This window comes from Sphingobium sp. L-44 (genome assembly GCF_056859495.1).
The window spans coordinates 1-12,041 of sequence record NZ_JBSXOQ010000105.1; the positions used below are offsets into that span (position 1 = coordinate 1).

General features: G+C 63.3%; 15 protein-coding genes. 5 read left to right on the forward strand and 10 right to left on the reverse strand.

Features of this window, described 5'->3' with window-relative positions:
* Window positions 1-367: IS5 family transposase (locus tag AC13EK_RS17160; RefSeq protein ID WP_483022286.1), on the forward strand; the 367-nt coding region annotated here is incomplete at its 5' end.
* Window positions 368-418: 51 nt separating this feature from the next.
* Here the strand turns inward: AC13EK_RS17160 and AC13EK_RS17165 are convergent.
* From AC13EK_RS17165 to AC13EK_RS17180, 4 genes are all read right to left on the reverse strand, one after another.
* Window positions 419-799 carry a hypothetical protein gene (locus tag AC13EK_RS17165; protein WP_069337797.1) on the reverse strand — a complete coding sequence of 127 codons (381 nt, stop codon included), beginning with the start codon at window positions 797-799 and terminating at the stop codon, window positions 419-421.
* Window positions 800-859: 60 nt separating this feature from the next.
* Window positions 860-1,996, reverse strand: a complete 1,137-nt coding sequence (locus AC13EK_RS17170; protein WP_069337796.1) for a glutathionylspermidine synthase family protein — start codon at window positions 1,994-1,996, stop codon at window positions 860-862.
* Complete coding sequence (locus AC13EK_RS17175) at window positions 1,996-2,340, reverse strand: hypothetical protein (protein WP_069337795.1); 345 nt, start codon at window positions 2,338-2,340, stop codon at window positions 1,996-1,998. Before AC13EK_RS17175 ends, AC13EK_RS17170 begins: the two co-directional genes overlap by 1 nt.
* A 72-nt stretch (window positions 2,341-2,412) precedes the next feature.
* On the reverse strand, window positions 2,413-4,086 hold the full coding sequence (locus AC13EK_RS17180) for a M28 family peptidase (protein WP_069337794.1): 1,674 nt from the start codon (window positions 4,084-4,086) through the stop codon (window positions 2,413-2,415).
* A gap of 132 nt (window positions 4,087-4,218) precedes the next feature.
* Between AC13EK_RS17180 and AC13EK_RS17185 the strand changes: the two genes are divergently transcribed.
* Both AC13EK_RS17185 and AC13EK_RS17190 read left to right on the forward strand, forming a co-directional pair.
* Window positions 4,219-5,022, forward strand: a complete 804-nt coding sequence (locus tag AC13EK_RS17185) for a hypothetical protein (protein ID WP_327197993.1) — start codon at window positions 4,219-4,221, stop codon at window positions 5,020-5,022.
* On the forward strand, window positions 4,926-6,140 hold the full coding sequence (locus AC13EK_RS17190) for an alpha/beta hydrolase family protein (protein WP_483022287.1): 1,215 nt from the start codon (window positions 4,926-4,928) through the stop codon (window positions 6,138-6,140). Before AC13EK_RS17185 ends, AC13EK_RS17190 begins: the two co-directional genes overlap by 97 nt.
* Before the next feature lie 117 nt (window positions 6,141-6,257).
* On the opposite strand, the gene rpsD is transcribed toward AC13EK_RS17190, so the two are convergent.
* On the reverse strand, window positions 6,258-6,872 hold the full coding sequence (rpsD, locus tag AC13EK_RS17195) for a 30S ribosomal protein S4 (RefSeq protein ID WP_004211980.1): 615 nt from the start codon (window positions 6,870-6,872) through the stop codon (window positions 6,258-6,260).
* A 244-nt stretch (window positions 6,873-7,116) separates the two neighbouring features.
* Here rpsD and AC13EK_RS17200 point away from each other — a divergent pair, with 244 nt between their 5' ends.
* Window positions 7,117-7,413, forward strand: a complete 297-nt coding sequence (locus AC13EK_RS17200; protein ID WP_017501829.1) for a chorismate mutase — start codon at window positions 7,117-7,119, stop codon at window positions 7,411-7,413.
* Here the strand turns inward: AC13EK_RS17200 and AC13EK_RS17205 are convergent.
* From AC13EK_RS17205 to rpiB, 4 genes are all read right to left on the reverse strand, one after another.
* On the reverse strand, window positions 7,410-8,498 hold the full coding sequence (locus AC13EK_RS17205; protein ID WP_081331741.1) for a TrmJ/YjtD family RNA methyltransferase: 1,089 nt from the start codon (window positions 8,496-8,498) through the stop codon (window positions 7,410-7,412). The genes AC13EK_RS17200 and AC13EK_RS17205 overlap by 4 nt on opposite strands.
* Window positions 8,499-8,561: 63 nt before the next feature.
* Window positions 8,562-9,023, reverse strand: a complete 462-nt coding sequence (gene nrdR, locus AC13EK_RS17210) for a transcriptional regulator NrdR (protein ID WP_010337343.1) — start codon at window positions 9,021-9,023, stop codon at window positions 8,562-8,564.
* Window positions 9,024-9,029: 6 nt separating this feature from the next.
* A complete protein-coding gene (gene glyA, locus AC13EK_RS17215) occupies window positions 9,030-10,361 on the reverse strand; it encodes a serine hydroxymethyltransferase (RefSeq protein WP_069337793.1) in 1,332 nt (443 codons plus the stop codon).
* An 11-nt stretch (window positions 10,362-10,372) separates the two neighbouring features.
* The gene (gene rpiB, locus AC13EK_RS17220) at window positions 10,373-10,810 is read right to left on the reverse strand and encodes a ribose 5-phosphate isomerase B (RefSeq protein ID WP_069337792.1); all 438 of its coding nucleotides are present in this window, start codon (window positions 10,808-10,810) and stop codon (window positions 10,373-10,375) included.
* A gap of 102 nt (window positions 10,811-10,912) precedes the next feature.
* On the opposite strand from rpiB, the gene AC13EK_RS17225 reads away from it, so the two are divergent.
* On the forward strand, window positions 10,913-11,098 hold the full coding sequence (locus tag AC13EK_RS17225; RefSeq protein ID WP_069337799.1) for a hypothetical protein: 186 nt from the start codon (window positions 10,913-10,915) through the stop codon (window positions 11,096-11,098).
* A 64-nt stretch (window positions 11,099-11,162) separates the two neighbouring features.
* On the opposite strand, the gene AC13EK_RS17230 is transcribed toward AC13EK_RS17225, so the two are convergent.
* On the reverse strand, window positions 11,163-11,630 hold the full coding sequence (locus AC13EK_RS17230) for an Hsp20 family protein (protein WP_010337347.1): 468 nt from the start codon (window positions 11,628-11,630) through the stop codon (window positions 11,163-11,165).
* Between the last annotated feature and the right edge of the window lie 411 nt (window positions 11,631-12,041).

Consider the following 12,041-nt stretch of genomic DNA (forward strand, 5'->3'; position numbering starts at 1 on the left):
CGGCAAGGGCCGGCCGCTGGTCATGCTGCTGAGCGAGGGCCAGATGAGCGACTACAAGGGCGCTGCCCTGATGCTCGACGCCTTGCCTCCCGCCAAAGCCTTGCTCGGCGATCGAGGCTATGACGCCGACTGGTTCCGCAAGGCGCTTGCGGAGCGCAACATCACCGCCTGTATTCCCTCAAAGAAGAACCGGAAGGTGCCAATCCCGCACGACGCTGCGCTCTATCGTCAGCGCCACAAGATCGAAAACATGTTCTGCAAGCTCAAGGACTGGCGGCGCATCCACACCCGATACGACCGTTGCGCCCACACCTTCATGTCCGCCATCTGTATCGCCGCCGCCGTCATCTTCTGGCTCAATCAATGAGTCCTGAGCCTAACTACTTCAAGCCGTCGCCAACCCATACATCAAAATCCTCTAAGGCCGTTTTCCGCCCGGCTGGCTGCGCTGGGCTTCGGTCAGGCTCTGGAGAGCGCGGCCTTGCATGTCGATTTCGCGCTGCTCTGAGTAGCTCAGGCCATCGCGGGCGCTGCGATCGGCCTGGGCGTCGGCGCGGTCGGCCTCTCGGCGGAGCGTGCGCGCCTGCTTCTTGCTGAGCGTGCCGCTCTTGCGGCCGTCGCGTATATCCTCGCGCGCCCGGTCCAGTTCATAGTCGCCGGATGGCCGAGGCTCGACCCGGACATTGACCGGGCCGGGCGGTGCGGTCGGCTCTGTCTTGGGCGCGATTTGCGCGGGCAGCGCGGCCGGCAGGGCGAGGGCGGTCAGAAACAGGCTGGGCAGGGCAAGGGTTATGCGCATGGCGTTGCTCCTACAGGACGGGGCACGGTCAGCCCCAAGCGCTGAACCCGCGCTGAACCTTCAGCCGATGATGTGCGGCACGAAGCGCGCGGCATTGCCGGTGATCGGTCCATCCTCGCGAATGCCCATGCCGGCCGGGTCGCCATCCACCACCCAGCTGCCCAGCACCGGCCGCCGGTCGCCCGCACCGGGCAGGGTATAGAGCCGTTGGTAGATGAAGCCTTCCTCGCCATAGTCGCCGCCGCTCTGGGCGACCGTTTCGCCATCGCGGACGATGCGGACATTGGCGCCCTCGCGGGACAGCAGCGGTTTCATCACATGATCGCCCGTCATGGCGACGCGGCTGGCCTCCAGCAAATTGGGGTGACCGGGGAACAGATCCCACAGGATTGGCAAGATGGCTTTGTTGCTCCAGATCATCTTCCATATCGGCTCGATCCACAGGGTGGAGGACAGGCTTTCCACCACTTCCCGGCCAAAAGGTTCGTGGACGATCCATTCCCAGGGATAGAGGTGGAAGAGGGCGTCGATCGGCCGATTGTCGAGATCGACGAAGCGGCGGCGCTGATGGTCCCATCCCAGTTGCTGGGTCTGGATCAACTGGGTGTCGATCCCCGCTTCGCGCGCCGTGTCGGCCATATAGGCGACGGTCACCGCATCCTCGCCCATATTGCCGTCGACATAGGTGAGGTGCAGCATCGACGTGCCACGCGGCGGGGCGATGGCGCGCCAGCGGTCGACCAGCCGCTCGTGCAGGCTGTTAAACTGGTCGGCGGCGGGAAAGACAGCCTCCTTCCAGTCCCACTGGATCACCGATGCTTCCAGCAGGCTGGTGGGCGTGTCGCAGTTGAACTCGAACAATTTGGGCGGGCCGGCGCCGTCATAGCCGAGATCAAAGCGGCCATAATTGAGCGCGGCCGGTTCGCCGTCCCATGCCTCGCGGATCGCCTGATGACAGAAATCGGGAATGCCGAAGCTGCCGAGTAGATCCTGATCCAGCACATGCTGGCCAGCGGCGAGGAACAGGCGATAGAGTTCGGCGGTCGCCTGCTCGATCTCCGCGATCTCGTCCGGGCTGAAGCGATAGCAGGCGCTTTCATCCCAATAGGGCTGGGCATCGGCGCCATGCCAGACCAGGCCCAGATGCTCGACGCGGGCCTGCCAGTGCGGGCGCGGCGTGCAGGCGATCCGTTCCATCAGCTGTGGCTGCTGCGCCCCGACAGGCCAAGGCCGCCGCGCGTCACATTGGCCGAGGATGCCGGGCTGTAGCTATGGCCATAGGAGGGGGCGATCGACCCGCCACCGACCCGTTCGCCCACGCGCGCGACTGCGCTGCCCCGGCCCAGATAATACCAGCCATGGCCGCCGCCGCTGCCGCCCCAGCTGCAATTGCGGTCCTCGACCCGTCGTCCCTGCGCATCGCGGCACACACGCACGTCGCGGTCGGCCGTGTCAGGACTGCGCGAGCAGCCGGTGGCGAGCAGGGCCGCCGCCATGGCCGATGTGATCGGCAACACGCGCCGGTCGAATTTCTGGGTCATGATCCCCCTTATAGCCCCGAAGATGAAAGGCCGGCGACAGCGTCCCCATGCTGTCGCCGGCCTTGACGATGCTTATTTGCCCGTGCGGTCCTTGTCGCGGATGGCGCGGAATTCGTCGCCATCGACCCAGTTGGGCCAGTCGGTCGTATTCGCGAGCGCGCGGCCGACATCATAATAGAGCTTCAGGTCGGCGGCGACGCCGGTCCAGTCCCAATTGGGATCATATTCGTCCTTGGGACCGTGATAGCGATGCTCGGTATAATCCTCGGCCGCGGCCATGCCGGCGGCGGTGCCGCCCTTCACCAGATCCTCGCCGCCCTCGAAATAGAGCATCGGCAGGCCGTGCTTGGCGAAGCTGAAATGGTCGGAACGGTAATAATAGCCCTTTTCCGGGGTCGGTTCGAGCGTCGCGACGCGGCCCTGCGCACCCAGCGCGCGGTCGAGATAGGCGTCGAGCTGCGACTTGCCCTTGCCGATGACGACGACATTCTTGGCGAGGCCCGCGACGCTGAGCGCATCCATGTTGACGCCGCCGACGGTCTTGCTGAACGGGAAGACCGGGTTGTCGCCATAATAGGCCGAACCCAGCAGGCCCGATTCCTCGCCGGTGACGGCCAGGAACACCTGGCTGCGGTCGGACGGGCCGGCCTTCACATTGGCCTGGGCCAGGGCGACCAGCGCTGCGGTGCCGGTGGCATTGTCGACCGCGCCGTTGCAGATATCGTCGCCGTCGGCCGCCGCCTGGCAATGGCCGAGATGATCCCAATGGGCGCTGTAGAGCACATACTCGTCGGGCCGGGCCTTGCCCGGCAGCAGGGCGACGACATTCTTCGACGCATGCTTGCGCAGGTCATTGTCGAACGAGACATTGGCCTTGATCGCGCCCAGCGGCACGGCCTTGAAGCCCTTCTGCTTGGCGGCGGCCATCTGCTGGTCGAGGTTGAGGCCGGCGTCGGCGAACAGGGCGGCGGCCTTGTCCTTCTGGATCCAGCCGATCGCGGCCGACTGGTCGGCATTGCCGCCCGGATTGTCCGCGACATGCTGCGACCCGGTCCAGCTCGACTGGACGACGTTCCAGCCATAGGCGGCCGGCTCGGTGTCATGGATGATGATCGCGGCGGCGGCACCCTGGCGCGCGGCTTCCTCGAACTTATAGGTCCAGCGGCCATAATAGGTCATGGCGCGGCCATTGAACGGACCGGTCAGGCCCGGCGTCTGATAATCCGGGTCATTGACCAGGATCAGCACCGTCTTGCCCTTCACGTCCAGGCCGGCATAGTCGTTCCAGCCCTTTTCCGGGGCGTTGATGCCATAGCCGACGAACACGACCGGGCTGTCCTTTACCTCGATCCGGGGCTGGGTGGTGCGATAGGTGCCGATCACCATTTCCGGACCATAGGCGGCGGTGATCGGGGCCTTGCCGCCGGTGAAGCTCAAAGCGGAGACGTTCTTGGCGGTGATCTCCACCAGCGGCACGTCCTGGAACCAGCTGCCCTTGTTACCGGGCTTGAGGCCCAGCTTCTCGAACTCGGCGGTCAGCAGCGCCAGCGTCTTTTCCTCACCCACGGTGCCGGGTGCACGGCCCTCATAGGCGTCGGACGAAAGCTCCTTCACCAGCCGCTTCATCGTGTCGATCGAGGGGGCGGCGTCGCTCTTGGCGGCCGGGGTGGCCAGCGCGACGGCGGGCGTCAGGGCGGGAGCGGAAAGGGCGAGAACGGCGGCAATCGCCGCGACGGAGCTGCGCATGAAAGGAACCCTTGTCTTTATGGAATGCGCCTGATGCCACCGCCGCGAGCGGAGGGCAAGAAATGCCGATTGTCACATTTGTCGCACGTGATTAGCAATCGGACCGGGGAATTGGGGGGAGTGTTTTCCGGAATGAATTATGTTGCAAATACGGTGCGCCTAGGCGCGCTGATGGGTTTCTGTTCGCTGTCGGCCATCGCCCATGCTGAGCCGGATGCGTTGGCCAAGGCCTTTGGTGCGCGCGAGACGGTGATTTCCGCCAGCCTGTCGCCCGATGGGCAGAAGATCGCGCTGGTCGCGGCGGGCGGTGGCCGAACGACCAAGGCCTATGTTCTGGATGCGCAGGAGGGGGCTGAACCAAAGGTGGTCGCTGGTGCCAGCGGGAAGCCGGAATATCTGTATCGTTGCAACTGGGTTTCGAATGATAGGCTGGCCTGCAATCTTGGTGGAGAAAAGCGGAACGGTGATGATGTCTATGGTTTCAGCAACATATTTGCGGTCGATGCTGCTGGCGGTGATATCGTTCCGCTGAGTAGGCTGCGTACGAATTTATATGGTGGTGACATTATTGATCTGCTGCCCGGTGAAAATGGTTTGGTCTTAATGACGCGATCCGATTCTGGCGGCCTGGGTATCGATCGCGTTGATACGCGCACGGGAAAGAGCAAACTGATCGAACAGTCTGAACCCATGGCCATGGACTATATCTCCGATGGGCACGGCATCGTGCGTGTCATCGGTTTTCAGGAGAATAAGGGTCAGGCTATGCGAAAGGCACTTTTCGCTATCTTTATCGTCCTCTTGGGAAAACCGGTTGGAGCAATCTCAGCATCTATGACATGCGAGACGAGCGCGGTTTTTCACCTGCGGCGATCGATCCCGATAAGAATATCGTTTATGGCTATGAACGGGTCGATGGACGACTGGCGGTCGTAAGCGTAGCGCTGGATGCTGGGCAGGAAAAGAAGCTAGTCTTTGCTCATCCGCGAGTGGACGTCAGCAATCTGGTAACGGTCGGTCGTGATCGACGTGTGGTAAGCGTTCGATATGTCGAGGAACAGAGCGAGGTCGTCTATTTCGACGATGAGATAAAAGCGCTGAGCACTGCACTTGGCAAAGCGTTGGGCGGCAAGGCCGTTCATATCGGCGACATGAGCCAGAACGAGCAACGTATCCTGATCTGGGCGGGGAGCGACATCGATCCTGGACAATATTATCTGTTCGATCGCGCCGCGAAAAAATTGTCGCCGGTGATGCCTGATCGACCGGAATTGGCGGGGCGTGCCCTCGCAGAAATGCAGTCCGTTTCTTACAAAGCGTCAGATGGTACGGTCATACCGGCCTATCTGACGTTACCGCCCGGCAGGGCAAATGCCAAAGGCCTGCCTGCGATCGTGATGCCGCACGGTGGGCCTGAGTCCCGTGACGAATGGGGTTTCGACTGGATAGTGCAATATTATGCGGCGCGCGGCTTTGCTGTTCTGCAGCCACAATTTCGTGGATCCTATGGTTTTGGTGAGAAATGGCTCATGCAAAACGGCTACCGATCTTGGCGCACGGCGATCGGGGATGTAGCAGATGCAGGACGCTGGTTGGTGGCGGAAGGAATTGCTGATCCCGCCCGACTGACTATCGCTGGCTGGTCCTATGGTGGCTATGCTGCCCTGCAGGTGCAGGCCGTCGATCCCAAGTTGTTCAAGGCGGTGGTTGCCATTGCGCCGGTCACCAACTTTTCCGATCGATTGCGGCGCGCGCAATTCAACAGCGGATATCTGCTGGAACAGCAGCGCATGGGGACCGGGCAGGAGGCGCAGGATGCGTCGCCGTCCAACCATGCTGCTGAGTTCCTGGCGCCCGTTTTGATGTTCCACGGCACTGAAGACAATAATGTGGATATCAGCCAGGCGCGGATCATGCAGTCCAAGCTGGAAGGCGCGGGCAAGCGCAGCCGGTTGGTCGTCTATGATGGGTTGGCCCACAGCCTGAACGACAGCGATGCGCGCGCTGACATGCTTCAGCAGAGTGCAGACTTCCTGTTGCAGGTGGGAAAATAGGAAAAGGAAAGGGGGAGGCTGCGGCGTCCCTTTTTTTGACCTTCCGTCATCAGGCCAAAAGAAAAGGGCGGTCCCTTGCGGGGCCGCCCTTCTCCAAATTCTGTCCGGAAGGACCGATTAGCGCGAATAGAATTCGACGACCAGATTCGGTTCCATCTTCACCGGGTAGGGCACTTCGTCCAGCGTCGGAACGCGGACATAGGTGACCTTGGTGGCGCCGTCGGGGGCGACATAGTCGGGGATGTCACGCTCGGGCAGGCTCTGCGCTTCGAGAACCAGCGCCATTTCCTGAGCCTTCTTGCCCAGGGTGATTTCGTCGCCCGGCTTCACCAGACGCGAGGCGATGTTGCACTTCACGCCGTTCACATAGATGTGGCCGTGCGAAACGATCTGGCGGGCCGAGAAGATGGTCGGCGCGAACTTGGCGCGATACACGACGGCGTCCAGGCGGCGCTCCAGCAGACCGATCAGGTTCTGGCCGGTGTCGCCCTTCATGCGGCTGGCTTCGAAATAGTTCTTCTTGAACTGCTTCTCGGTGATGTCGCCGTAATAGCCCTTCAGCTTCTGCTTGGCGCGCAGCTGGATGCCGTAGTCCGACATCTTGCCCTTGCGGCGCTGGCCGTGCTGACCGGGGCCATATTCGCGCTTGTTGACCGGGCTCTTCGGGCGACCCCAGATGTTCTCGCCCATGCGACGGTCGAGCTTGTACTTGGCGCTAGAGCGCTTCGACATACCTAATTCCTTACAACTGCATACTACGTTATCCGCCCTCCGGATCCGATGAACCGAGGTCCGCGCATTGCGGAGGACGAAGGCTTCCCGGTCATCGCCTGTTTCCATATTTCAGGGACAGGGCCGCCGCTTCACCGGGATGCGGGGCCAATCGCGAAGGCGCGCCTATGGAGAAGGTCGGATATTATGTCAAGCGCAGAGTCTGGCCTCGACAGCCGGCGGAGCGCGGCCTAATCCGGCGGCCATGAAGCCCGAAGACTATACCAGCATGACCGAGGTGCGCGCCGGTGTCGACGCCCTCGACCGCCAGCTCGTCGCCCTGCTTGACCAGCGTTTTGCCCATATGCGCGCCGCCGCCCGGATCAAGCCGGACCGTGGCGCCGTCCGCGACGAGGCGCGCAAGCGCCAGGTGATCGACAATGCCCGCGCGGAGGCCGAGCGGCTGGGGGCGCCCGGCGACGTGATCGCGGAGCTGTGGGAGCAGCTGGTCGAAGCCTCGATCGCCTATGAAATGGCCGAGTATGACCGCACGCGGGGTTAACGCTCGCGCGGTCGGTTGAGGTGTGACAGCACGCCGCGGAGCGTGCGCACCTCCAGATGGTTCCAGCCCGGCTTGGTAAGCAGGTTGCGCAGCGTCAGCTTGGTCGCGGGCGCGCGGTCGGGCGGGAAGAAATAGCCGACCTTCTCCAGCAGCGTGTTGAGCTGCAGGATCATGCCTTCCAGTTCCTCCTGCGGCGCGGGTTCGCCCAATTCGGTCACGGTCGGCTGTGCCAGATTGGCCTGCTTGGACCATTCATAGGCGCACAGGATCACCGCCTGGGCGAGGTTCAGCGAGCCGAATTCCGGATTGATCGGCACGGTCAGGATCTTGCGGGCGAGTGCCACATCCTCCGTCTCCAGCCCCGAGCGTTCCGGCCCGAACACATAGGCGCAGCGGCCCTGCGCGGCATGGATTTCCTGCGCCGCTTCCTCGGGCGTGACCACCGGCTTGGTGACGCCGCGCTTGCGCACGGTGGTGGCATAGACATGGGCGCAGTCGGCGACCGCATCGGCCAGCGTCTCATAGACCTGCGCCTTGTCCAGGATGAAGTCCGCGCCGGCCGCCGCCGGGCCGGCATCGGGATTGGGCCAGCCATCGCGCGGGGAGACGAGCCGCATCTCGATCAGCCCGAAATTCAGCATCGCGCGCGCCGCCTTGCCGATATTCTCGCCCAGTTGCGGGCGGACCAGGACGATCACGGGGGGGAGGGGGGAGGTGTCAGTCATATTTCCGTTCGTCCTGAGTAGGGGCTGAGCCGCCTCCGCTTCCGTTCGGTTCGAGCCAGGGTCGAGCGAAGTCGAGGCCCGTGGTCGAGAACGCGCAGCATCCGAGACCGCTTTCCAATCTCCCCTTATCAGGGCTTCCTTCTTCTTGCGGGACCAGTCCTTGATCTGATGTTCACGCTCCAGGGCGTCAATCCGATCGGGGAATGTCTCGCTGAAAACCAATTCGACCGGACGTCGGTCGTGCGTGTAGCCGGCAATCGTGCCGCTTCGATGCTGGGCTATCCGGCGCTCCAGGTCATCGGTGTGACCGGTATAATAGCTCCCATCGGAGCAGCGCAGGATATAGACCCAGAAACTCATTGCGCGCGCGGTTCTCGACAGGCTCGAACCGAACGGACCTTGGCCCTGCGGGCGAGAGTGATTTTACTCACTCCCGACCTCCTTCACGGTACTCGCGAAATCCTCGAAGTCGCGGGCGTCGGTGAAGTCCTTGTAGACGCTGGCGAAGCGGATATAGGCGACGCTGTCGAGGCGTTTGAGCCCCTCCATCACCATCTCGCCGATCGATCGCGCCGGGATCTCGCTTTCGCCGCTGGTTTCCAGCTGGCGCTGGATGCCCGAAATCAGCTTCTCGATCCGGCTTGGGTCGATCGGCCGCTTGCGGCAGGCGATGCCGATGGAGCGGGCCAGCTTGTCGCGCTCGAACGCTTCCTTGCGGCCTTCGCTCTTCACCACCCAGATGTCGCGCAGCTGGATGCGCTCGAAGGTGGTGAAGCGCGCGCCGCAGGCTTCGCACTGCCGGCGACGGCGAATGGCATTGCCATCCTCCGTCGGCCGGCTGTCCTTCACCTGGCTGTCCTCATGGGCGCAGAAAGGGCAGCGCAAGCGGGCTTACCCCTGATAGATGGGGAAGCGGGCGCAGAGCGCGGCGACACGCTCGCGGACGCTGGCTTCGACGGCGGCATCGCCATGTTCGCCCCCAGAAGCCTGGCTGTCGCGCAGCCCTTCCAGAACGTCGGCGATCATGTCACCGATATCCTCGAACTCGGCGACGCCGAAGCCGCGGGTGGTGCCGGCCGGCGAACCGACGCGGATGCCGCTGGTCTTGGTCGGCGGCAGCGGATCGCCCGGCACGCCATTCTTGTTGCAGGTGATGAAGCTGCGCTCCAGCGCCTCGTCCGCATCCTTGCCCGAAATGCCGTAGGGGCGCAGGTCGATAAGGGCGAGGTGGGTGTCGGTGCCGCCCGAGACCACGGCCAGGCCGCGCTGCTCCAGCTTGCCGGCCAGCGCCTTGGCGTTGGTGACGATCGCCTGGGCATAGGTCTTGAATTCGGGCTGCAGCGCTTCGCCGAAGGCGACAGCCTTGGCGGCGATCACGTGCATCAGCGGGCCGCCCTGGAGGCCGGGGAAGATCGCCGAATTGATCTTCTTCGCGATCGCCTCGTCATCGGTCATGATCATGCCGCCACGCGGGCCACGCAGCGTCTTGTGCGTAGTGGTGGTCACGACATGGGCATGGCCGAAGGGCGAGGGATGGGCGCCACCGGCGACCAGGCCGGCGAAATGGGCCATGTCGACCATGAACAGCGCGCCGACCTTGTCGGCGATCGCGCGGAAGCGGGCGAAGTCGATCTGGCGCGGATAGGCGCTGCCGCCGGCGATGATCAGCTTGGGCTGGCATTCGATCGCCTGGGCCTCGACCGCGTCATAGTCGATCAGATGGGTGTCTTCGCGCACGCCATATTGCACGGCGTTGAACCACTTGCCCGACATGCTGGGCTTGGAACCGTGGGTCAGGTGACCACCGGCGTCGAGCGACAGGCCCATGATGGTTTCGCCCGGCTTGACCAGCGCCAGCATGACGCCGCCATTGGCCTGTGCGCCCGAATGGGGCTGGACGTTGGCGAACTGGCAGCCGAACAGTTGCTTCGCGCGGTCGATGGCGAGCTGTTCCACCACGTCCGACGGGGCGCAGCCCTGATAATAGCGCTTGCCCGGATAGCCTTCGGCGTACTTATTCGTGAAGACGCTACCCTGCGCTTCGAGCACGGCCTGCGACACGATATTTTCCGACGCGATCAGCTCGATCTGGGTCTGCTCGCGCTTCAGTTCCTGGGCGACGCCGGCGAATACGGCCGGATCGGCAGCGGCGAGGCCTGCGGTGAAATAGCCTTCCGAACGAATGTCCGACAGGGTGGGCTGGGTGAGGGTTTCGGTGCTCATCTCAAGTCCTTTCAGAGCGCGGGCTGGGACAGTTTCTCGACGCGGCCGGCATGGCGGCCACCGCCGAACTCGGTGGTGAGGAAGGCGGTGACGCAGGCCTTGGCCATGTCGACGCCGGTCAGGCGCGCACCCATGGCCAGCACATTGGCGTCATTATGCTCGCGCGACAGTGCGGCCGACAGCGGTTCGCCGACCAGGGCGCAGCGGCAGGCCGGGTTGCGATTGACGGCGATCGAGATGCCGATGCCCGAACCGCAGAGCGCGATGCCGCGTTCCGCTGCGCCCGATGCGACGGCGGTCGCGAGCTTGTAACCAAAATCGGGATAATCGACGCGGTCGGCGGTGGCCGGGCCGAGGTCGGCGACCTCATGGCCCTCGTCGCGCAACCATAGCGCAAGTTCGGCCTTCAGGTCGACGGCGGCATGATCGGAAGCGATGGCGATTTTCATGGGTGCGTTCCCCTGCGGCTTGGGGTGATTCGTTTCTGCGCGCCTCATAGGGGCATGGGCCGCCAATTGCCACAGTCCAGCTAGGCGCCTATGGACTGGCCCATGGCGGGCATGATCCTTTCGATATTGATGCTGGCGGGTATCCTGCTGACCGGCGGGGGAATTTACGCGATCGTGAAGCGCGGCGACCGCAAGCGCGGGGCGCTGATGATCGTCGCGGGGCTGGTGATGTTCGGCAATGTCGCGATCAGCGCGATACCGATGCCGCCACCGCCACAGGTTCGCTGAACGGCGGGCAGCAAGAAGGGCGCAACCTTGCGGTCGCGCCCTGTGCTTGTTTCGGATGGCCGGATCAGGCGGCGTCGCGATCCTTGTTGATGTCTACCAGATGGCCGCCATTCACGGCGATCTTCTTGGGCTTCATCGCTTCGGGCACTTCGCGCACCAGTTCGATCACCAGCAGGCCATCGGCCAGGTCCGCCTTTTCGACGCGGACGAAATCCGCCAGTTCGAAGCGGCGTTCGAAGCTGCGATTGGCGATGCCGACATGCAGGAACTTGGAACGGTCGGCGTTGGTCTCGTCCTTGCGGCCGATCACCTGGAGCAGATTCTGCTGGGCGGTGATGTCGATTTCCTCGGGACGGAAGCCGGCGACGGCCAGGGTGACGCGATAGCGGTCCTCGGCCAGGCGTTCGATGTTGAAGGGCGGGTAATTGTCGCCCTGCGCCAGACGGGCATTATTCTCGATCAGGTCGAACAGACGATCGAAGCCGACGGTCGAGCGGCGATAGGGGGTAAGGTCGAAACCACGCATGCTCATAATCTCCAACAGAGCAAAATGATCCTGCCGGACCCGGTCTTCGGCGTCCGGCCTATGCTTGCGCCCGGCCCCATGTGGCGGCCGGACGGGATTGATATGGTTGGCTCTTTGCGTTGTTCAAGAGGGGGCTGGGGGGAAGCATCGCGCCGCCTGTCCTACAGCGCCCGCAGGCGATAGACTGGCGAGAAGAGAGCATGGAAAATGGACGGAAGCGTAACAAAATTTCCGTCTTGAATCCGAAAATGCCAAGGTGTGCGGGAAATGTGCGAAGTTAAGCGGGAAGAGGGCTCAAGAGTCGCTGAACAAAAAAGTGCCCGGACCGCTTTCGCGATCCGGGCACTTAATGGACGATTGCTCGTCTCCCCCTTGGCCTGCCTCTACCGACTTCTCAGCCCCCTAAGCTTGAAGTGG

Excerpts from the sequence above, each read along its gene's own strand:
- rpiB (WP_069337792.1), bottom strand. The coding sequence starts at position 10,810 with ATGAAAATCGCCATCGCTTCCGATCATGCCGCCGTCGACCTGAAGGCC.
- AC13EK_RS17180 (WP_069337794.1), bottom strand. The coding sequence starts at position 4,086 with ATGCGCAGCTCCGTCGCGGCGATTGCCGCCGTTCTCGCCCTTTCCGCT.
- AC13EK_RS17230 (WP_010337347.1), bottom strand. The coding sequence starts at position 11,630 with ATGAGCATGCGTGGTTTCGACCTTACCCCCTATCGCCGCTCGACCGTC.
- AC13EK_RS17225 (WP_069337799.1), top strand. The coding sequence starts at position 10,913 with ATGGCGGGCATGATCCTTTCGATATTGATGCTGGCGGGTATCCTGCTG.
- AC13EK_RS17170 (WP_069337796.1), bottom strand. The coding sequence starts at position 1,996 with ATGGAACGGATCGCCTGCACGCCGCGCCCGCACTGGCAGGCCCGCGTC.
- AC13EK_RS17165 (WP_069337797.1), bottom strand. The coding sequence starts at position 799 with ATGCGCATAACCCTTGCCCTGCCCAGCCTGTTTCTGACCGCCCTCGCC.
- rpsD (WP_004211980.1), bottom strand. The coding sequence starts at position 6,872 with ATGTCGAAGCGCTCTAGCGCCAAGTACAAGCTCGACCGTCGCATGGGC.
- AC13EK_RS17205 (WP_081331741.1), bottom strand. The coding sequence starts at position 8,498 with ATGAGTTTCTGGGTCTATATCCTGCGCTGCTCCGATGGGAGCTATTAT.
- AC13EK_RS17200 (WP_017501829.1), top strand. The coding sequence starts at position 7,117 with ATGAAGCCCGAAGACTATACCAGCATGACCGAGGTGCGCGCCGGTGTC.
- AC13EK_RS17175 (WP_069337795.1), bottom strand. The coding sequence starts at position 2,340 with ATGACCCAGAAATTCGACCGGCGCGTGTTGCCGATCACATCGGCCATG.
- AC13EK_RS17190 (WP_483022287.1), top strand. The coding sequence starts at position 4,926 with ATGCGAGACGAGCGCGGTTTTTCACCTGCGGCGATCGATCCCGATAAG.
- glyA (WP_069337793.1), bottom strand. The coding sequence starts at position 10,361 with ATGAGCACCGAAACCCTCACCCAGCCCACCCTGTCGGACATTCGTTCG.
- AC13EK_RS17185 (WP_327197993.1), top strand. The coding sequence starts at position 4,219 with ATGAATTATGTTGCAAATACGGTGCGCCTAGGCGCGCTGATGGGTTTC.